Annotated in this window: 20 protein-coding genes and 1 pseudogene; 12 read left to right on the plus strand and 9 right to left on the minus strand. The window is 66.5% G+C overall.

Features of this window, described 5'->3' with window-relative positions:
• Positions 1–197: 197 nt before the first annotated feature.
• Both OR16_RS32715 and OR16_RS32720 read left to right on the plus strand, forming a co-directional pair.
• Complete coding sequence (locus OR16_RS32715; RefSeq protein ID WP_423739702.1) at positions 198–2,411, plus strand: TonB-dependent receptor; 2,214 nt, start codon at positions 198–200, stop codon at positions 2,409–2,411.
• A 175-nt stretch (positions 2,412–2,586) separates the two neighbouring features.
• The gene (locus tag OR16_RS32720) at positions 2,587–3,336 is read left to right on the plus strand and encodes a tetratricopeptide repeat protein (protein ID WP_006163090.1); all 750 of its coding nucleotides are present in this window, start codon (positions 2,587–2,589) and stop codon (positions 3,334–3,336) included.
• On the opposite strand, the gene OR16_RS32725 is transcribed toward OR16_RS32720, so the two are convergent.
• A complete protein-coding gene (locus OR16_RS32725) occupies positions 3,305–3,511 on the minus strand; it encodes a dodecin (RefSeq protein ID WP_006163091.1) in 207 nt (68 codons plus the stop codon). The two genes, OR16_RS32720 and OR16_RS32725, sit on opposite strands and share 32 nt — an antisense overlap.
• Positions 3,512–3,649: 138 nt before the next feature.
• On the minus strand, positions 3,650–4,606 hold the full coding sequence (locus OR16_RS32730) for a LysR family transcriptional regulator (RefSeq protein ID WP_006163092.1): 957 nt from the start codon (positions 4,604–4,606) through the stop codon (positions 3,650–3,652).
• Positions 4,607–5,051: 445 nt separating this feature from the next.
• Between OR16_RS32730 and OR16_RS32735 the strand changes: the two genes are divergently transcribed.
• Together OR16_RS32735 and OR16_RS32740 are read left to right on the plus strand one after the other, a co-directional pair.
• On the plus strand, positions 5,052–6,458 hold the full coding sequence (locus OR16_RS32735) for an amidase (RefSeq protein ID WP_043422067.1): 1,407 nt from the start codon (positions 5,052–5,054) through the stop codon (positions 6,456–6,458).
• A gap of 85 nt (positions 6,459–6,543) precedes the next feature.
• A complete protein-coding gene (locus OR16_RS32740; RefSeq protein WP_050983175.1) occupies positions 6,544–7,548 on the plus strand; it encodes a Bug family tripartite tricarboxylate transporter substrate binding protein in 1,005 nt (334 codons plus the stop codon).
• Positions 7,549–7,554: 6 nt separating this feature from the next.
• Here the strand turns inward: OR16_RS32740 and OR16_RS32745 are convergent, their stop codons facing one another.
• The gene (locus OR16_RS32745) at positions 7,555–8,124 is read right to left on the minus strand and encodes a LysR substrate-binding domain-containing protein (protein WP_237717309.1); all 570 of its coding nucleotides are present in this window, start codon (positions 8,122–8,124) and stop codon (positions 7,555–7,557) included.
• Between the two features lie 158 nt (positions 8,125–8,282).
• Positions 8,283–8,420: pseudogene (locus OR16_RS46655) on the minus strand (helix-turn-helix domain-containing protein); the annotation flags it as partial.
• A gap of 59 nt (positions 8,421–8,479) precedes the next feature.
• On the opposite strand from OR16_RS46655, the gene OR16_RS32750 reads away from it, so the two are divergent.
• Together OR16_RS32750 and OR16_RS32755 are read left to right on the plus strand one after the other, a co-directional pair.
• Positions 8,480–9,664, plus strand: coding sequence for a tartrate dehydrogenase (locus tag OR16_RS32750; protein WP_006163097.1), 1,185 nt, complete (start codon positions 8,480–8,482; stop codon positions 9,662–9,664).
• A gap of 257 nt (positions 9,665–9,921) precedes the next feature.
• The gene (locus OR16_RS32755) at positions 9,922–10,173 is read left to right on the plus strand and encodes a hypothetical protein (protein ID WP_006163098.1); all 252 of its coding nucleotides are present in this window, start codon (positions 9,922–9,924) and stop codon (positions 10,171–10,173) included.
• A 32-nt stretch (positions 10,174–10,205) separates the two neighbouring features.
• Here OR16_RS32755 and OR16_RS32760 read toward each other — a convergent pair whose 3' ends face one another.
• The gene (locus tag OR16_RS32760; RefSeq protein WP_006163099.1) at positions 10,206–10,949 is read right to left on the minus strand and encodes an SDR family oxidoreductase; all 744 of its coding nucleotides are present in this window, start codon (positions 10,947–10,949) and stop codon (positions 10,206–10,208) included.
• 188 nt (positions 10,950–11,137) lie between these two features.
• Positions 11,138–12,049, minus strand: coding sequence for a LysR family transcriptional regulator (locus OR16_RS32765; protein ID WP_006163100.1), 912 nt, complete (start codon positions 12,047–12,049; stop codon positions 11,138–11,140).
• A gap of 317 nt (positions 12,050–12,366) precedes the next feature.
• Here OR16_RS32765 and OR16_RS32770 point away from each other — a divergent pair, with 317 nt between their 5' ends.
• The 3 genes from OR16_RS32770 to OR16_RS32780 all read left to right on the plus strand — a co-directional run bounded on the left by OR16_RS32770 (position 12,367) and on the right by OR16_RS32780 (position 15,767).
• Complete coding sequence (locus tag OR16_RS32770; RefSeq protein WP_006163101.1) at positions 12,367–13,101, plus strand: DNA/RNA non-specific endonuclease; 735 nt, start codon at positions 12,367–12,369, stop codon at positions 13,099–13,101.
• Between the two features lie 122 nt (positions 13,102–13,223).
• Positions 13,224–13,943: a dienelactone hydrolase family protein gene (locus OR16_RS32775; protein ID WP_043422072.1), complete on the plus strand. Its 720-nt coding sequence runs from the start codon at positions 13,224–13,226 to the stop codon at positions 13,941–13,943.
• 288 nt (positions 13,944–14,231) lie between these two features.
• Positions 14,232–15,767 carry an acyl-CoA synthetase gene (locus OR16_RS32780; RefSeq protein ID WP_043422073.1) on the plus strand — a complete coding sequence of 512 codons (1,536 nt, stop codon included), beginning with the start codon at positions 14,232–14,234 and terminating at the stop codon, positions 15,765–15,767.
• Between the two features lie 16 nt (positions 15,768–15,783).
• Here OR16_RS32780 and OR16_RS32785 read toward each other — a convergent pair whose 3' ends face one another.
• Positions 15,784–16,476 (minus strand): glycine zipper 2TM domain-containing protein, encoded by a 693-nt coding sequence (locus OR16_RS32785; RefSeq protein ID WP_006163104.1) that lies wholly within the window; start codon positions 16,474–16,476, stop codon positions 15,784–15,786.
• 157 nt (positions 16,477–16,633) lie between these two features.
• The gene (locus OR16_RS32790) at positions 16,634–17,086 is read right to left on the minus strand and encodes a MarR family winged helix-turn-helix transcriptional regulator (protein WP_006163105.1); all 453 of its coding nucleotides are present in this window, start codon (positions 17,084–17,086) and stop codon (positions 16,634–16,636) included.
• Positions 17,087–17,287: 201 nt separating this feature from the next.
• On the opposite strand from OR16_RS32790, the gene OR16_RS32795 reads away from it, so the two are divergent.
• Complete coding sequence (locus OR16_RS32795; RefSeq protein WP_006163106.1) at positions 17,288–17,857, plus strand: YggT family protein; 570 nt, start codon at positions 17,288–17,290, stop codon at positions 17,855–17,857.
• A gap of 170 nt (positions 17,858–18,027) precedes the next feature.
• Positions 18,028–18,306 carry a hypothetical protein gene (locus tag OR16_RS32800; protein WP_006163107.1) on the plus strand — a complete coding sequence of 93 codons (279 nt, stop codon included), beginning with the start codon at positions 18,028–18,030 and terminating at the stop codon, positions 18,304–18,306.
• A 160-nt stretch (positions 18,307–18,466) separates the two neighbouring features.
• Here the strand turns inward: OR16_RS32800 and OR16_RS32805 are convergent, their stop codons facing one another.
• A complete protein-coding gene (locus tag OR16_RS32805; protein ID WP_006163108.1) occupies positions 18,467–19,396 on the minus strand; it encodes a LysR family transcriptional regulator in 930 nt (309 codons plus the stop codon).
• 141 nt (positions 19,397–19,537) lie between these two features.
• Here OR16_RS32805 and OR16_RS32810 point away from each other — a divergent pair.
• A partial coding sequence (locus OR16_RS32810) for an IclR family transcriptional regulator domain-containing protein (RefSeq protein ID WP_006163109.1) occupies positions 19,538–20,095 on the plus strand: 558 nt, incomplete at its 3' end.

Genomic DNA, 20,095 nt, shown 5'->3' on the forward strand with positions numbered 1-20,095 from the left:
TACGGCTAATTACTAAGATGTTATCGTTTTCGCTACATTCGTTATGGATGTATGCCTGACTGACATATTGAATACAAATGATAATACCATCTCATTCGCAACATCATTCAAGCATCGGGGAATTCGTGCAGACCGCTTTTGTCGTCCGGAAGAACAAGAAACATAACGTCATCCCGCGCCTCTCCGGCGCCGTCGGCATGGCGGTCGCAGCCGCGCCGGTAGCGGCCCAATCGGCCGGCACCACCGTTGCCGCGGTGGAATTGCCCGCGGTCACCGTCAGTGGCGCCAACGAAAGCGGCTTCAAGGCCGACACGGCTTCGTCGATCAAGACGCCTGCCGCCCTGCTCGATACGCCCAAATCCATCACCATCATTCCGCAGGAAGTGATTCAGAGCACCGGCTCGACCAGCCTGAGTGATGTGCTTCGTACGGTACCCGGCATCTCCTTCGGCGCCGGCGAAGGCGGCAACCCGGTCGGCGACCGGCCCTTTATCCGTGGCTACGATGCACAGGCCAGCACCTTCCTGGATGGCTTCCGCGATATCGGCTCGCAAAGCCGCGAGTTGTTCAACGTCGAATCCGTCGAGGTCACCAAGGGCCCGGCCGGCGCCTACGACGGCCGCGGCTCGGCCGGCGGCAGCATCAACATCGTCAGCAAGGCACCCAAGCTGACCAGCTTCGCCGAAGGCAGCATCGGTGTCGGCAATGCGGACTACAAGCGCGCCACCGTCGACGGCAACTGGAAGTTTGCCGACCACGCGGCCTTCCGCCTGAACGCCATGTATCACGATGCCGGCGTCGCCGGGCGCGATACCACGCACCAGAGTCGCTGGGGCTTTGCGCCCTCCGTGGCCTTTGGCCTGGGTACCGATACGCGCCTGACGCTGTCCTACTACCACATGCAGTCGGACGATATCCCCGACACCGGCATCCCGTACAACAACCCCACCTTCAATCGCCGCGCCGATGGCCGCCCGCGCCTGAGCGTTGCCGGCGACGGCTCACCGGTGAACGTGCCGCGCAACACCTACTACGGCTTGTCCGATCGCGACTTCCGCAAGGATAAGGCCGACATGGGCACCATCCGCTTCGAGCACGATTTCAGCCCCGCGCTCAAGTTCCGCAACCAGACCCGTATCGCCAAGACCAGCCAGGACTACATCTGGACCCAGCCGGACGACAGCCAGGGCAATCTGTACTACGGCATGATCTGGCGCCGCACCAATACGCGTGTGGCCACCGCCAACACCATTGCCAACCAGACCGACCTGTCGGGCGAGTTCGCCACCGGCACGATCAAGCACAAGTACGCCTTCGGCGTGGAGTTCGCGCAGGAGAAGAGCGAGAACGACAGCTACAACGTGGCTACCGGCAGCAACCGCTGCCCGAGCGGCCCCGGCGCTGCCGGCGGCTATAACTGCACCACGCTGTATAACCCGAACCCCAACGACCCGTGGGCGGGCGCCATCAGCCGCGCGAACAATCCGAGCAACTCGAAGACCAACACCAGCTCGGTGTACGCCTTCGACTCGATCGAGCTGAACAAGCAGTGGCTGCTCAACGCCGGCGTGCGCTTTGACCGCTACAGCGCCGAGTTCCAGGCCGCCCGCGCTGCCAACGGCACCCGCGCCGAGTTCTCGCGTGACGACAACCTGTTCAACTACCAGTTGGGATTGGTCTACAAGCCGGTGGACAACGCCAGCTTCTACGTCTCCTACGGTACCTCGTCGACCCCGGCCGGCTCCTTCCTGGCCCAGGGCAGCGACGGCAACGCGCTGGCGCCGGACCGCGCCGGCAACCGCGGCGACCAGCTCGCCCCGGAGAAGAACCGCGCCTTCGAGATCGGCACCAAGTGGGACGTGCTGCGCAAGCGCCTGGCCCTGACCGCGGCGATCTTCCGCGTGGAAACCACCAATGCGCGCATCACGCAGCAGGACGGCACCGCCGCCATGGCCGGCGACAAGCGCGTCGACGGCGTGGAACTGGGCTTCTCGGGCAACGTCACCGACAAGTGGGCCGTGTTCGGCGGCTATACCCACCTGAAGAGCGAGCTGCGCAACAACGGCGGGTCCGGCGCTGCCTTCGGCGCCACCAACGGCCAGGCCTTCCCCAACACGCCGGCGGACAGCTTCAGCGTGTGGAGCACGTATCAGATCATCCCCAACCTCACGGTGGGCGGCGGTGCGTACTACGTATCCAAGGTGTGGGGCAGCGAAGCCACCAACAAGTGGGTGCCCTCGTACTGGCGCTTCGACGCGATGGCCTCGTATCGCATCAACAAGAATGTGGCGGTCCAACTCAATGTGTTCAACCTGGCCGACAAGGTCTATTACAACCAGGCCTACGCCAGCCACTACGCGTCGATCGCTCCCGGACGCTCGGGCGTCCTGAGCCTCAACGTGCGTTATTGAGCGGCTGCCAGCGCTCGGCAAACCCTGCGCTGCTGGCCGGTCTTGCCGACCGGCCAGCCCGCATACGGCACACCACCCTTGCGGCCCGGTGTGCCGTTTTTACTTCATTCGCCTCGTATGGAAACATTGGACACACTGGCCACCCTCCCATTTCGCATCGTCTCTCCCGGAGAGCTTGACCAGCTTGGCCCCCAATGGCCTGGCCGACAAGCTCAGCGCGCCGCCACACCTGGCGCTGCCCTGGCTGGGCGGCGCCGCCGTGCAAGGCGACCTCGATGCGCAGATGATTCTCGGCCAGTGGTTTCTCGCCGGCCATGGCCTTGAGCGCGACGAAGCCCGTGCCTTTGCATGGTTCAAGTACGCCGCGCACGCCGGCCATGGCGGGGCTTCGAACATGACCGGCCGCTGCTACGAAAACGCCTGGGGCACCCTGCGGGACGATCACGCGGCGGCGCAGTGGTACACACGCGCGGCGCAGCGCGGCTCCGACTGGGGCATGTACAACCTCGCAACCGCGCTGGTGCTGGGCCGCGGCATTGCCGCCAGCCGCCAGCAAGCGCTGGACTGGTACCTGCGGGCCGCCGATATGGGGCATGCCAAGTCGCTCAATATCGTGGGCGGCTTCTACGAGGATGGCTGGGAAGTGCAACGCAACGCGGCCGTGGCAATGGACTACTACCGCCGCGCGGCCGAAGGCGGCGATTTTCGCGGCCAGTTCAACTACGCCCGCACGCTGTCGCAATGCGGCCAGGAACACGAGGCCATCCACTGGGTGCGGCAAGTGCCGCGCACCGCCAATGCGCCCTTCATCGAAAAGATGCTCGCCTTCCTACGCGACGCGCCAGACGCGGCGCTGAATCAGCTGTATGGCCATGCGGACGATGCCGCGCAACTCAGCTCACCCGGAACCCAACCTTCAGCGTGACCTGGAAGTGCGCGACCTTGCCGTCCGCGATGTGTCCGCGTGTCTCAACCACTTCGAACCAGTCGATATGCTTGATGGTCTCGCTCGCCTTCTCGATAGCGCTGCGGATCGCCGCGTCGCAGCCGTCCGGCGACGAGCCCACGATCTCGACCAGTTTGTAGGTGTGGTTTGACATGTCCGCCCTCCTTGGCGCAATGGCTGCTGGCTAGGATCCGCACCCGTCAGCTTGGTGCTCCGGATACGTTTCTCCATCATAGGCAGCGGGCACGGCAAATCCAACGTGCGCTTACTCGCCGACAAGATTGCTGACGTGTTAAGCACCGGCCCCGCGCCGGCGTGCCGGCTGGTCCGACACGGCGCGGCGCCGCCCGGCGATGTCCTCGGCGAGCCATTCGACGAACGCGCGCACCGCCGGCGGCAGGTGGCGCCCCGCCATGGTCTGTACCTGTAGCGCGCGTTGCTGCATGGCGCGGCTGGTGATCGGCACCAGCACGCGCCGCTCCGCGCGCAAGTTGTTGCGCACCGCCAGGGAACCCGTCAGGTACACCGCGTCCGCGTACGCCTGGTAGCCCACCAGCGCGCTCAGCGAATTGCTGCTAAGCAATATGCGCGGGCGCAGCCCTTCCACGCCGCAAGCCAGGTCGAACAGCTGCCGGATGGTGTTGGTCTCGCTGGGCAGCGCCAGCGGATATGCCACTATTTCCTTCAGGCTGGCGCGCTTGAGCGCGGCCAGCGGATGCTGGCGCGCTACATAGGCATAGACCGGCGCGGCTTCCGAATAGTCGACTTCGATGCCTTCCTGGGCGGCGATAGCGAACGTCAGCGCCAGGTCCACCGCGCCCTCGCGGACCATGCGCGTGGCGATGGCCGGCGCACAGACCTCAAGCGAAAAGCTCACGCCGGGAAAGCGGCGCTGGAACAGCGCCATCGCGTAAGGCATGTAGTCCCGCGCGAAGCCGTCGGTGCAGGCCAGCCTGACTTTGCTGTGCGCCACGCTAAGCAAGCCCTGGAGATCGGCCTGCAAGGTCTGCGCGTCGAGGAAGGCGCGGCGTCCGTATTGCTGCACCACCAGTCCGGCCTCGGTCAGGCGCATGCCGCGCGGCTCGCGCTCGAAGAGCGCCGTACCGAGTTCCGCTTCGAGCCGGGCCACCTGCCGGCTGATGGCCGATACCGCCACATGCAATGAGGCGGAGGCCGCGCTGAGCGAGCCGCGCTCCGCCACTTCAAGGAAATAGGCCAGCGGTACCGCGTGGATCGATGTGAGCTTCATGGTTGTGCTTCCGTGCTTCCGTGCTTCCATGCTTCTGGCTTGCGCGCTGGTGGTGAGATAGGCTGGCGGCGCGCCGCAATGCCGCACCGGCCTTTGCACAATGATAATTCCTGCCTGCTTTTGCCTTGCTGATTTTAGAAAGCAGCTTTCTAACCGACCCGAGCGCCATTGGTGCCGAAATGCCGCGCAGCACGGCCTGCGCGGCAGCTTCTCGCGCAAACGGCACCGTGGCGGTGCGGGTAGTGCGCCGCGCTGCGCTGCGCGCGGGCGTGAACTGGCATGCAAAGACCGCAGATGCTGTTGGCATTGCGACACGCCCTTCGTGGGAACCGGCCCGGCTGCCTTTATCGTTACGCCATGCCCCGCCGCGCAGCGTATGCAAGGCGGCAAGCGGCAGCGGGGCGCCGACAAAAATGCAATGGCCAAGCAAGGAGACCGTAACCTCATGGAAGACATCTGCTACCTGGGCGCCGTGGAAATGGCCCGCGCCATCCGCACCCGCGAACTCGGTGTGCGCGAAGTGGTCGACGCGCATATCGCGCGCATCCAGCGCGTCAACCCGGCCATCAACGCCATCGTCACCACCACCTTCGACGAGGCGCTGGCCGCTGCCGATGCGGCCGACACGGCGCTGGCGCATGGCGCCGTGCCCGGGCCGCTGTTCGGCCTGCCGGTGGCGCACAAGGATTCGTTCCTGAGCGCGGGCGTGCGCACTACCTTTGGCTCCGCCGTGTACCGGGATTTCGTGCCGGCGCAGGACAGCGCGGTGGTGGCGCGCCAGCGGGCGGCGGGTGCCATCATGCTGGGCAAGACCAACCTGCCGGAGTTCGGCGCTGGCTCGCACACCTTCAACGCCGTGTTTGGCGCCACGCGCAACCCTTACCGCCAGGACGTCTCGGCCGGCGGCAGCAGCGGCGGCAGCGCGGCGGCGCTGGCCGCGGGCATGGTCGCGCTGGCCGATGGCTCGGACATGGGCGGCTCGCTGCGCAACCCGGCCAGCTTCTGCAATGTGGTGGGCTTGCGAGCGTCGATCGGCAGGGTGCCGATGACGCCGGCCAACCATGCGTTCAACACGCTCACGGTGGGCGGGCCGATGGGCCGCTCGGTGGCGGACGTGGCGCTGATGTTCAGCGTGCTGGCCGGCGACCATCCGGCCGACCCGCTGGCAATTGCCAGCGACGCCAGCGACTTCGCCACCCTGCCCCGGGTCGATGGCAAGGGCCTGCGCGTGGCGGTCAGCCCGACGCTCGGCGGGCTGCCGTTCGAGCCGGCGGTGAGCCGCATGCTGCAGGAGGGTATTCGCCAGTGCCAGGCGCTGGGCTGCACGGTGGACGAGGCAGAGCCGGATTTCAGCGGGGCCGACCACGCCTTCGAGGTGCTGCGCGCGCTGGCTTTCGCCACCAACTACGGCGCGGCGCGCGCCGAGCATGGCGAACTGATGAAGGAAACGGTGCGCTGGAACATCGACCTGGGCCTGGCCCAGGACGGCGCCGCGATTGCCGAGGCCGCGCGGGCCCACAGCCGCATGTTTGCGCGCATGCAGGCCCTGCTGGCGCGTTACGATGTCCTGATCGCGCCGGTGTCGCAGGTGACGCCGTTCGCCGTTGAAACCGAATATCCGCAGAGCATCGAAGGCGTGCCCATGCCAAGCTATATCGGCTGGATGCGCTCCAGCTACCGCATCACCATCACGGGCCATCCTGCCATCTCGGTGCCCTGCGGCTTTACCGACGATGGCTTGCCGGTGGGCTTGCAGATCGTCGGCAAGTATCGCGGCGAGCGCGCGCTGCTGGCGTTCGCGCAACTGTTCGAGCAGGCCAATCCCGCCGGGCGCATCCGGCCGGCGATATAACCCACCGCGGCCGGCGCCGGCCAGGATCAGCGCACCGACACCATTGATCGCAATACAAGGGGAAACACGGATGTTTGCAACCCACATGACAAGATGGACGCTGGACAAGACCAGCGGCGTGGCCCGATGCATCATTGGCGGCGTTGCCGCTTGCGCGGCACTGGCGGCTGCCGGGCCGGCACTGGCCCAGACGTACCCCGACAAGCCGATCAAGCTGGTAGTGCCGTTTCCCCCGGGCGGCTCCACCGATGTGCTCGCCCGCCTGGTGGCGCGCAAGCTGGGCGAAGTGCTGCGGCAATCCGTGGTGGTGGAGAACAAGGCCGGTGCGGGCACGATCGTCGGCGCCGACTATGTGGCGAAAGCCTCGCCTGACGGCTATACCTTGCTGCTCAGTGCTGCCACCACGTTCGTCGTGAATCCGGTCACTTATTCGCGCCTGCCCTATGACCCGCTCAAGAGCTTCGAACCGCTCGGCATGGTCGGCTCCACCGCGCTGGTGCTGCTGGCCAATCCGGCGGTCAAGGCGGACACGCTCAAGCAACTGGTGGCCGAGGCCAAGGCCAAGCCCGGCGGCATGTCCTACGGCTCCTACGGCGCGGGCACCACCGCGCACTTCGCGGGCGAGATGATCAACGCGGCCACCGGCATGGGCTTGCTGCACGTGCCGTACAAAGGCAGCGCGCCCGCCATGGCCGACCTGATCGGCAACCAGATCCCGCTATCCGTCGATACCGTGGTGGCGGCGGCGCCGCAACTCAAGGGCGGCAAGGTCAAGGCCATCGCCGTCGCCAGCGCCACGCGCTCGATGCTGTTGCCCCAGGTGCCCACGGCGATCGAAAGCGGCTATCCCGGCGTGTCGCTCAGCACCTGGTTTGCCATTGTCGCGCCCAAGGGCATTCCCGCGCCGGCACGCCAGACGCTGGAGGCCGCCATTGCCAGCGTGATGAAGGATCCCGCGCTGCAACAAAGCATGACCGCCAACGGCTTCGAACCCGAGTACGGCAGCGCCGGCGAATACCGCGCGCGCGTCACCAGCGAGATCGCGCGCCTGCGCAAGATCGCGCAAGCGGCGAATATCCACGCGGATTAAACGGCATCAGCCCGCATCACGATATCGGCCTCGCATGACCCCATGCGAGGCCGCCCGCTCGCGAAAGAACGCTTCGAAGAACTCCACGCAAACCCGGATCTTGGCCGAGGCGGTCAGGCGCGACGGGTACACCGCCCAGATGTTCGCCTCCTGATGGCATTCGGGCAGGATCTGCTCGAGTTCGCCCGTGGCCAGCTGCGGGCCCACGTCCCAAAGCGAGCGCAGCACGATGCCGCGCCCGTCGACCGCCCAGCGCACCACGATCTCGCCGTGGTTGGACGAGAGCGGCCCGGTGACCTTGACGGTCTGCTCGGTGTTGCCATGGATCCCGTTGCGCAGCTTCCAGACGCCGAAGGGATGGTCACGCTCCTTGATCACCAGGCAATCATGGCTGGCGAGGTCGGCCAGCGTGCGCGGCCGGCCCGGCGCGCAAGGTAGGCGGGGGAGGCGCACAAGATCCGGTGGTTGTCGCCAAGCCGGCGCGCGATATGGTGCACCTGGAGCGCGGGATACAGCGTAGACAACGCCGAGATCGCCGGCGCCACGACGCGGCGGCCGAAGCCGAAGCTGGAGCAAACCCGCAGCAGGCCGCGCGGATCGCGGCGCGCGCTGGACACTTCCTCGTAGAGATGGTCCACGTCGTCGAGGATGCGCTGCGCCAGCGCATACACCCGCTCGCCGTCGTCGCTCACCGCCACACGGCGGGTGGTGCGGTGGAACAGCTTGACCGCGAGTGCGGCTTCGAGCAGCTGGATCCGCTTGCTGATATACGCAGGCGAAACGCCGAGTGCCTCGGCGGCGGCGGCAAAGCTGGACTTGCGCGCCACTTCGATGAAGACCCGCAGGTCCTCGTTGAGCACGTCATTCTTCACGATGTGTGTTTTATGGCTTTACAGTTTGGCTGATTATATTCCGCTTGAAGTTACTTACCATGGGCCTTCCCGATCCCATCAGTGAGGACTCCAACGTGAACCCGACCACTCCCGCGCCCCTGCGCATTGCCGTCATCCCCGGCGACGGCATTGGCAATGAAGTCATGCCCGAAGGCCTGCGCGTGCTGGAAGCCGCCGCCGAGCGCTACTCGCTGGCGCTCGAATTCGTCCGCTTCGACTGGGCGCACTGCGACTACTACCTGCAAACCGGCGCGATGATGCCGGCGGACTGGCGTGCGCAGTTGGAAGGGTTCGACGCGTTGTATTTCGGCGCGGTGGGCTGGCCGGCCAAAGTGCCGGATCATGTCTCGCTGTGGGGCTCGCTGCTGAAATTCCGGCGCGAGTTCGACCAGTACGTGAACCTGCGCCCGGTGCGGCTGTTCGAGGGCGTGCCTTGCCCGCTGGCCAACCGCAAGCCGGGCGATATCGATTTCTTCGTGGTGCGCGAGAACACCGAGGGGGAATACACCTCGCTGGGCGGCCGCATGTTCGAGGGCACGGAGCGCGAGGTGGTGTTGCAGGAATCCGTGTTCAGCCGCGTGGGCACCGACCGCGTGCTGCGCTACGCCTTCGCGCTGGCGCAATCGCGGCCGCGCCGCCACCTTACGGTGGCGACCAAGTCCAACGGCATCGCGGTCAGCATGCCCTACTGGGACGAGCGCGCCGACGCCATGGCGCAGCACTACCCGGATGTGACGGTTGACCGCCAGCACATCGACATCCTCACGGCGCGCTTCGTGCTGCAGCCCGACCGCTTCGATGTGGTGGTGGCTTCCAACCTGTTCGGCGACATCCTCTCCGACCTGGGCCCCGCCTGCGCCGGCACCATCGGGCTGGCGCCTTCGGCCAACCTCAACCCGGACCGCAAGTTTCCCTCGCTGTTCGAGCCGGTCCACGGTTCGGCGCCGGACATCTACGGCAAGGCCATCGCCAACCCGATCGCGATGATCTGGTCGGGCGCGCTGATGCTGGACTTCCTCAGCGGCGCCGAAGGCTTGGAGGCGGCCGACAGCGTGCGCTACCGCGAGGCGCACGATGCCATCGTGCACGCCATCGAGGCCGTGCTGGCGCAGGGCCCGCGCACGCCGGACCTGGGCGGCGAAGCGCGCACGGATGACGTGGGCGCGGCCATTGCGGCGCTTGTGCGCGACGCCAAGCCACCAGCGAACGCACTCACTGCATAGATGCGCGGCCTATGTGCCGCGCGCGCGTGCTAAGGGCTGCGGCACAGGCTTTTTGAGCGGCAAGGATCATGCCATTGCGTGGCGCGATTCGTGCCGTCGACTTGCCGTTGTTTGCACTGTCTTGCCCAACCGTTTCCAGACGTTTCCAGACTGATGCCTAACGCGTGAAACGCTCGCATGCGCCGAGAAAGTGTTTGTCCTTTCCGGCGCATACGTTCTACCTTACGAGAGTGCGCCCTGCCTTTCCGGAGACCGCAATGGCAATCCGTTCCACCGCATCACACAGCACCGCGCAGTTGCGACGGCTCGTCGGCCAGTTGCAGGCCGAGGTCGACTCGCTAGATCACCTGGCGATCTTCGACGCCGAGACGCAGACCGCGTTGGGCCAGGCCCGCGACCGCCTCACGCAAGGTATCGAGGCGATCGAAGATGCCATCCAGAGCCTGCGCACCCTGCAGCAGGTGCGCCCCTCGGCCATGCGCAGCCGAAAGACGCCGCGCGCTGCCTGATCCACAAGGACGCGCCCCATTACCCGCCATGCTCAGAATTCCTGCACGGTCGGGCGCAGCACAATCTCGTTGATATCCACGTCGGCCGGCTGCTCGATCGCGTAGGCGATGGCGCGGGCCACCGAATCGGCCGGGATGGCTTGCTGGTAGAAGTCGCCCACCACCTTGGCGCTTTCCGCGTGGGAGCTGCCCAGCTTGAGTTCCGAGTCGACCGCGCCCGGCGAAATCACCGTGGTGCGGATCGCGCCCCCGGTTTCATGGCGCAGGCCCTCGGAAATGGCGCGCACAGCGAACTTGGTGCCGCTGTACACCGTGCCGCCCGGGCTGAACACCTTCACGCCCGCGACCGAGGCAATATTGATGAAGTGCCCCGCACCCTGCTTCTGGAACACCGGCAGCGCGGCGGCGATGCCATACAGCACGCCCTTGATGTTGATGTCGATCATGCGTTCCCATTCATCGACCTTGGCGGCACTCATGGGGGCAATGGCCATGAGGCCCGCGTTATTGATCATGACGTCAACGCGGCCAAAGCTGGCCACCGCCTTTTGCACCAAGGCCTCGACATCGGCGCGCCGGCTCACATCGGCTACCGCCACTTCCGCCTTGCCACCCTTGGCGCGGATCTCGGCCGCCAGGGTTTCCAGGCGGTCGCCGCGGCGCGCGGCCAGTACCAGCGAGGCGCCCGCCGCGCCCAGGTGACGCGCGGTGGCTTCACCCAGCCCGCTGCTCGCGCCGGTGATGACTACAACCTTGCTTGCGATGTTCGTGCTCATTGCTCACTCCGGATAATTGCAGGCCCGCTGCCTGCGAATGGGAGTGATTATGTTGGCCGCCACGATCAATCAAAATGGAAACGTTTTGATTTCAGTATTCCAGTTTTTGGAATATTCCGGCTGACAGTGCACGGCTGGCGTTTGCCACAATGCCACTCGTTCAAGCCAGCGCGTGACGGGGAGCGCGCTCAGCGCGCCGGCACCGCGTCTTTGCCGCCGAAGTAAGCCACCAGCGCATCGAACACCAGCCGGATGCGTATTGGCACCGGGCTACGGCGCGAGCGGTAGATGTACAAGCCCCACGGCGTGGGCGCGAAGCGATCCAGCACGCTGACCAGGCGGCCCGAGCGCAGATGGGGCTGCGCGAGATAGTCGGGCAACTGCCCGTAGGCGAGCCCGCAGAGGATGGCCTCCATCTCGGTCTCCGGGTCGTCGGTGAGAAAGGCTGGCGCGCGCGGATTGAACTGCTCGCCCTGGGCGAAATACCACGGCCAGGCACGCCCGCTGCTGCGGTCGATCAAGCCGGTGGTGGGCAGCGCGGCGAGCTGGGCCAGGTCGCCCGGCTTGCCCACGCGCGCCGCCAGCTCCGGCGTGCCCACGACATGAAAGCCCACCCGCGTCGTCATGCGCGCCACCAGCCGCTGGTCGCGGAACATGCCAAGGCGCAGGCCGATGTCGATCTCGTCGTCGACCACATCGGCAACCTGGTCCGAGAGCCGGATGTCGAGCGTGATGCCCGGATGCGCCAGCGCTACCTCGCGCAGCGCCACCAGCAGATGCTGCCGCCCAAGCGTACTTGGCGCGGTTATGCGCACGACGCCCTTGAGTTCGGTGTCCGAGCGGCTGGCCGGATGCGCGAACAGGCTGTCGACATCGACCAGCGCCGCGCGGGCGCGCTCGGCCAGCCGCTCGCCGGCGGCGGTGATGCGGATCTGGCGGGTGTTGCGGTGGAACAGCGGCTCGCCCACGGCTTCCTCGAGGTCCTTGACCGCGCGGGTGACGGTTTGCGGTGACGTGCCCAGCCGCGTCGCGGCCGCCTTGAACGAAGCCGACTCCGCTGCCGCGCAGAAGATCCTCAGCATTTCCAGCCGGTTGAGCATGGTGGTGGTCGCCGTGAAAAAAGCAGATGCGTGGGGGATTACGCAAAAGCGCGATTATAGGAGCAGCCACGGCATTGAATGAGAACTGTCCCATTGCCGCCCAGGTCTATGTATGTCGCGCATCGTTCGTCCCGCATCGCGCTTCTGTCTGGCAGAATGCCCGGCTCCCGCGCGCGGCCTCCGCCATCCTGCGCGACGGAGCAATGTCCTCTGATGGCCCTCGCCGATTTTTTCAGGGCTTTTTCTTGGATTTTTCCTGGGCTTTTCCGGCTTTGGTCATCTCTTCAATCTGCAAGCTGTAAGGATTCCTTTTTCGCATGAAGACGTTTTTTTTCTCGGTGGCGCTGTGCCTGGCATCTGGCGTGGCCAGCGCTGCCGGCGGCTTTTCCCAATGTCCTCAATTCTTCGCGCAAAGCGCGGCCCCCAAGGCGCCGAGCTCGGCCGAGCTCAAGCTGCGCCCGCTTTGCTATGACGCCTTTGCGGTCATGCACTCCGGACGCAGCAAGACCCCGCTGTACGTGGCCGAGCGCCTGTCGCGCGCGCAGCTGATCGACGCCAGGGATGAGGCGCGAACGAACCGCTTCTTCTCCGATGCGCGCCTGCCCCGCGCGGAGCGGGCGGAACTGGACGACTACAAGGGCAATGAGGGCATCGACCGCGGCCACATGTCGCCTGCCGCCGACCAGCCGACCGCGCAAGCCATGTCGCAGTCGTTCACGCTCGCCAACGTGGTGCCGCAGTACAGCCAGAACAACCGCAAGGCATGGGCCTCCATCGAACAGGCCACGCGCAAATACGCCATGCGCGCGGCCGGCGATGTCTATGTCATCACGGGCCCGGTCTTCGATGGCAACATTCGCACCATCGGCAGCGGCAAGGTCTGGGTTCCCACCTATCTCTACAAGCTGGTCTACGATCCGTCGACCAACCGCGCCTGGGCGCACTGGATCGAAAACTCCGACGCCGCCCGGCCAGGCAAGCCGATCTCCTATGGCGAGCTGGTCAAGCGCACCGGCATCGAGTTCCTGCCTGGCGTCCATCCGGCAAGCTGATGCGCCGGGCGTGTCGGGCTGCGGCACGCCCGGCACGCCCGCCCGGACAGTGGCACACTTGCAGCTTGCCGGATCTCTGTCCTGCCAATCCATCTCAATGCACGTCAATGGAGCAAGCCACCATGCCGAACCACAGCAACAGCCAATGGATCCGCGTTGAAACCGAAGGCGGCGCCTTCGATGCCTACCTGGCCCTGCCGCCCACGGGCAAGGCGGCCAATGCGCCGGGCATCGTACTGGTGCAGGAAATTTTCGGCGTCAATGAACATATTCGCGCGGTAGCGGACCAGTACGCCCTCGACGGCTACGTGGTGCTCGCGCCCGACGTGTTCTGGCGCCTGGCGCCGCGCGTGGAGCTGGGCTACGCGGGCGCGGACATGGCGCGCGCGATGGAGTTGCGCCAGAAGGTGGATGTGGAGCTGGCGGTGAAGGACATCGCCGCCACCGCCAAGGCGCTGCGCGGCCAGCTCGACGCGGGCGCAAGGATTGCGGCCGTGGGCTACTGCTTCGGTGGCCTGATGGCCTACCTGAGCGCCGCGCGTGGCCTGGTCGACGCGGCGGTTCCTTACTATGGCGGCGGCATCCAGAACAACCTGCAGGAAGCCGCCAATATCAAGGTGCCGGTCCAGTTCCACTACGGCGCGCTCGATGCGCATATCCCGGCCAACGCCGTCGAGAGCGTGCGCGCGGCCGTGGCCGGCAACCCCCAAGCGGAAATCCACGTCTATGCGCAGGCCGATCATGGCTTCAACTGCTGGGCGCGCGGCTCGTATCATCAGCCGTCCGCCGTGCTGGCCCACGGCCGAGCCCTGACCTTCCTGGCTGGCGCGCTGTCCGCCTGAGCAAGCTGCGCCCATCGGGCCGCGCTCGCACGCCACGGCTCCGCCGTGGCGCGGGGCATGGCCTTCATTTTTTCCTCGCGCCGGACGTCCTGCCCGGCGCCTCTCACCGTCCCCCCCGCCCAGGGCGGCTTGCGCCTCTCCCCACCCCGCCCGTATGCTGGCCCCTCGAACGCCAACGCCGCAGCCATGGCATCGCGCCTGCATCGAGGATGCAATGACGCCCCAATGACGCCCTGCGGCATCGGCTATCAAGACTTGCTGGACCCTAAAACCATAACGGAGACCACCATGCAGTCAGAGCAGCAGCGCGTCCTGCGCAATACCATCCCCGATGCCCTCGCCCGTGCGGTACGGCGCAGCCCCAACAAGGTGGCGCTGCGCTTCGGCGAGCGCAGCTGGACCTATCGCGAGCTCGAGGCCGCGGCGGCCAGCGTGGGCGCCGCGCTGCAACGGTGGGGCCTGCGCCCCGGCGACCGCGTGGCGGCGTTCGGCAAGAACTCGGATGCCTACGTGCTGCTGTGGCTGGGCTGCCTGCGCGCCGGACTGATCCACGTGCCGGTGAATTTCTCGATGACGCGCGGCGAGGTCGAGTACATCGTCGCCCAGTCGGGCGCCAGTGCGCTGTTCGCCGACCCGGCTCTGGCCGCGCACATCGAAGGGCTGCCTTGTCCGCTGCTGGGGAGCCTCCATGGCGGCGGCCAGCGCGATGTGCTGACGGCGGCCAAGGGCCCTGCCGGGGAGATCCTCGCCACCCTCGACGACGCCATGCCGGCGCAGATCCTCTACACCTCCGGCACCACGTCCGCGCCCAAGGGGGCGGTGCTGACGCATCGCGCCTTGCTGGCCGAATACATGAGCGCCATTGCCACGTGCGACATCAAGCCAGAGGATTACTCGCTAGCCGCGCTGCCGCTCTACCACTCCGCGCAGATGCATGTCTTCCTGATGCCGCTGCTGCTGATGGGCGGCAGCATCCTGCTGGCGCAAAGTCCCGAGCCGGGCTTCTGCCTGCGCACGGTGCGCGAGGCCGGCATCACCAGCTTCTTTGCGCCGCCCACCGTATGGATTGCGCTGCTGCGCCACGCGGACTTCGATCCTTTGCAGCTAGCCTCGCTGACCAAGGCCTATTACGGCGCCTCGATCATGCCGCTGCCGGTGCTGCTGGAACTGCGGGAGCGCTTGCCCGCGCTGGGCTTCTTCAACTGCTACGGACAAAGCGAGATCGGCCCGCTGGCCACGGTGCTCGGCCCGCAGGAGCACCGCGAGCGGCCCGCTTCGGCCGGGCGGCCCGTGCTGAATGTGGAAACCCGCATCGTCGACGAGCAAATGCAGGACGCCAGACCCGGCGAGCTCGGCGAGATCGTGCACCGCTCGCCCCAGTTGCTCACCGAGTACTGGGACAAGCCGCAGCAGACCACCGAAGCCTTCAGCGGCGGCTGGTTCCACTCGGGCGACCTGGGCTATATGGACGAAGGCGGCTATCTGTATGTGGTCGACCGCATCAAGGACGTGATCAATTCCGGCGGCGTGCTGGTATCCAGCCGTGAGGTCGAGGAGTGCCTTTACCAGCATGAAGCCGTGGCGGAAGTCGCCGTGTTCGCGCTGCCCCATCCCAAGTGGGTGGAAGCGGTGGCGGCCTGTGTGGTGCTGAAGCGCGAAACGCAAGCGGAGGAGCAAGCGCTGCTTGGCCACGCCCGCGCCGCGCTTGCGCCGTACAAGGTACCCAAGCGTATCGTGTTCGTGGCCGACCTGCCGCGCAACACGGCCGGCAAGCTGCTCAAGCGGCAACTGCGCGAGGATTACGCGGGCCTGTTCAGCGATTGAACGTGCGGCTCCTTCCTCAGTAAGGCATTGCCACGCCGTTCTGCACCTTGACCCGGTCGCCGTTGCGCAGGTTGTATGGCGTCGACTGGGTCAGCGTGAGGTAGCCGTTGTCGGTGGTGCGCACCCGGATACGGTACGCGGGCGGTGCCGTGTTGGTGCGCTTTTCCACCTCGTTGCCGGCTACCGCGCCGACCACCGCGCCGCCGATGGTCGCCACCGTATTACCACGGCCGCCACCTACCTGGTGGCCAAGCAGGCCGCCAACCATGCCGCCGATCAAGGTGCCGGCGACACCGCCGCTTGCCGGCTGTCCCGGCAGCATCTCGATGGATTCGACCTGGCCGTAGCGCACGCCGTACGCATCATTGCCGTAGGCGCCCTGGGGTTGGCTCGCCTGGGGATAGCCTGGCTGTGGGTAGCCTTGCTGGGGATAGCCTTGCTGCGGATAGCTCTCCTGCACGGGCGCCTGCGGGTAGCCGGATTGGGTGTAGTCGGCCTGCGGGTAGGCCGGCTGCTGGTAGCCCTGCTGCGCATAGGCCACGGGATAAGCGCCGCTCGCCTGTGTGCTGCTGCCGTACGTGCCCGAATTGCCATAGGCCCCGTAGCCACCGTAGCCGCCGCCATAAGGCGCGGTCACGCAGCCGGCCAGGGCGCCCGCGGCAAGCAGGGCAAGCGCGCCGGTACGAAGGGGGAAAGAAGGGAATGGCATCGGGAGAGCTCCTGCGTAGATTCGCGAATGGTGATGCGCGCGAGTCTAGGGCCGCGGGAGCGCCTCGGGTGTCACCGAGGCTTGTGATTGGTAACCACCTGTAACGGCGCAAGCTGGCCGGGCAAAAAAAAGATGCGTTTACCGGCTTCATGGGCCCTCAGGCGCGCTCCGCGCCATCGTCATTGAAGGCCGTGAGGCGTGCCACGCGGAAGGTGCCGCGCAGCGATTCGAGCTCGCTCCGGTGCAGCATGGCAAGGCGGTTCAGGAAGCGCTCGCCCTTGGCCATCAGGTGGACTTCGACAATGCGGCGGTCATCCGGGTTGGCCTTGCGCTTGACCAGGCCGGCCGCCTCGCACCGGTTGACCAGCGCGACCACGCCGTGCTGCTTGGCCTGCAGGCGCTCGGCGAGCTCGCCGATCGATGCCCAGTCCTTGCCGGCGCAGCCGCGGATATGCAGCATCAGCAGGTATTGCTGCACGGTCAGCCCTTCGTTCTGGGCTGCGTCTTCTGAAAACCGCAGGAAACGCCGCAGTTGGTAGCGAAAATCGGAGAGTGCCTCGAAATCCTGCTTGGCAAGCGGGGAATTGGATGCGGCAGGCTGGCGGGTCATAAGGGGCAGCGGCTATGCACTGGGGACTTGGCTCGACGCCCATTATAGGGGCTGCCCCTGGCGGTTCCGCGGACGTGCGGCAGTGCCAGGTTGATGAGGCAGGCCAGGGTTTCGACCTGCGCCGATGCGGGTATGGCAGAATCTGTGCGTTCGCAGACACTCCTGACTGCCAACCTCACACTTCCACCGGAATCGAAACCGATGTTCTCGGAAATCGCCCTTTTCCTGCTCGATACCGTCTTCAGCTTGTTCGGCATGGCGCTGCTGCTGCGCCTGTGGATGCAATGGACACGGCTGCCCACGCGCAACCCCGTCTCGCAGGGTGTATTCCAGGTCACCGACTGGCTGGTGCGGCCCTTGCGCCGGGTCATCCCCGGCCTTGGCGGCATTGACTGGGCCACCGTGATCGGCGCCTGGCTGACCGCCCTGGCGTTCCTGCTGCTGGTGCTGCTGGTCTCCGGCGCCGACCCGCTGACCTACCTGCCGCTGATCCTGCTGATCGCTGTGCTCAACGTGCTGAAGTGGGGCATCAGCATGGTGATGTGGGTCACGCTGCTCATGGCAATCCTGTCATGGGTCAACCCGCACTCGCCCGTCACGCCTGCCATCAACCACCTGACCGAGCCGCTGCTGCGCCCGATCCGCCGTGTGCTGCCGCGCCTGGGCGGCTTCGATATCTCGCCGCTGGCGCTCTTCGTGATCGCGCAGATCCTGCTGATGATCATTGCCCGCCTTGGCGCGGGATTGTTCGGCGCGCGATTTGGCCTCTGAAGGCCCGCCCGGCAAGCGATGCCGGGCAGCCGTCCCGGGTTGGAGGCCCGGGCATTGTCCATGGTGACGAACAGTGTTTTGGTGATTGGCGCTTTTTCCTGGGCAGCGGTGGGCATACATTACAAGCAACGTGGAACACACCACGATATGCCCGAAGGAAAAGCTGCATCATGAAGACTCTCGCACAACCCCGCACCCTCGCCGTTTCCCTCCTCTGCGCCATCGGCCTGTCGATGGCCGCCGCCTCCGCGCACGCCGGCACGCCGGTCTCCGACCTGGCCCGCCTCGATGGCAGCATCGGCCGTACGGTCGACGCGTTCACCGATGGCGCCCGTAGCGGCCCGCGTGACCCGTTCACCGACGGCGCCCGCACCGGCCCGCGTGACCCGTACACCGACGGCGCCCGCGCCGTGAACGAGCCTCGCAGCAGCTTCAGCGACGGCGCCTGAGCGCCACCTGGCATTCGCCAGCGATGGAAGAGACAGAGTTAGTTGACAGAGTTAGTTAGCTAGTCAGCGCTTCAGCAAGTCATCACAACGTTGTCAGCGCGGCAATGGGCTGGCCTGCCAGCCGCCCCCACCGCAATGACCCTCGCAGCCGCGCCAGCCCTCACGGGCCGGGCGCGGCTGCGTCGTTCCGGTCCTGCAGTTCCGAGGCCATCATGGCCTCCACCGCCTCCATGAACACGCGCACCTTGCGCGGCTGCAGCCGGCGGTCTGGCAGCAGGGCAAAGACCCGCAGCGGCGGCGGCGGGTAGTCCGGCAACACCTTCACCAGGCGTCCCTGAGCCACCTCGGCCTCGCAATAGATCAGCGACAGCCGCGCAATGCCAAGGCCGGCCAGCGCGCCCTGCAGCCGCAGCTCGGCGTTGGCGGTCTGCATGCGCGGCCGGATCGGTACCGCCACGCGCTCGCCATCGCGGGTGAATTCCCACATGCCGTCGCCGGGCGTGGTCAGGGTTGGCAGGTTGGCCAGGTCTTCGGGCTGCAGTTGCAGCGGCAGGCCGGCGGCCAGCGCCGGTGCCGCGAACAGGCCGCGCTCCACATGATAGATGCGCCGCGCCACGGTCCCTGAATCGGGCAGGTCGGCATCGACCGCGACAAAGGCGACGTCAAATCCGTCACGAATGGGATCGACCATGCCTTGAGAGATCTCCACCTTCACGTCCATTGCCGGGTGGGCCGCCAGCGTGCGGCAGATCACGCCGCCCAGCTGCTGGGCGCCAAATTCGTAGGGCGCGGCGATGCGCAGCACGCCTTGTACCCGCTCCTCCCGCGCCAGTGTTTCCTGGCGGATCTCACGCAGCCGCGCGAACAAGGGCGCCACGTCGCGGTACACCGCGCTGCCGGCGTCGGTCAGGCACATGCGCCGGGTCGTGCGCTGGAGCAGCTTCGAGCCGATGGCCGACTCGAGCCGCGCCACCGCCGCCGAGACCCGGGACTTGGGGCAGTCGAGCTGCTCCGCCGCAGCCGTGAAGGTGCCCTGCTCCACCACGCAGCAGAAAGCTTCCCAATCGTTCCACTGGATTGTCTCGTTCACCAGGCGATGTTTCCTTTACAAACTATGTTTCCCAAACGCGCGACATTATGCGCGCAGCGGGCGCGCCACTGGCGCGCGCCCCGCATTTCCTCTACCCTTTCCGCCTTTCCGTGTGTATTCGGCGAACAGCCGAACCAGCCGATGGCCAGCCCTGCCGCTCCCGACAATTCCGACCTCCCGGCCACGGATCCTTCCGTGGCACCCGCCGCCGCGCCGGGCCCGGAGAAGCCGAGCGATACCTATGTGCAGTCCTTTGCACGCGGGCTCTCGGTCATCCGCGCCTTTGACGCGCAGCACCCCGCCCAGACGCTGAGCGAGATCGCACACGCCAGCGGCCTGACCCGCGCCGGCGCGCGGCGCATCCTGCTGACCCTGGTCGGCCTGGGCTATGTGCGCGCCGATGGACGCCTGTTCCGCCTCACGCCCAAGATCCTCGACCTGGGCTTTGCCTACCTGACCTCGATGCCGTTCTGGAATCTGGCCGAGCCGATCATGGAGGCGTTGTCGCAGGAGGTGCACGAGAGCTGCTCGATCTCCGTGCTGGACGGCACCGAGATTGTCTATGTGCTGCGGGTGCCGGCGCGCAAGATCATGACCATCAACCTGTCCATCGGCAGCCGGCTTCCGGCCTATTGCTCGTCGATCGGGCCGCGTGCTGCTGGCCGCCTGCCGCCGAGGACGCTCGATCGCGTGCGTGGG

The sequence above is a fragment of the Cupriavidus basilensis OR16 genome (genome assembly GCF_000243095.1).
Classification (GTDB): domain Bacteria; phylum Pseudomonadota; class Gammaproteobacteria; order Burkholderiales; family Burkholderiaceae; genus Cupriavidus; species Cupriavidus basilensis_D.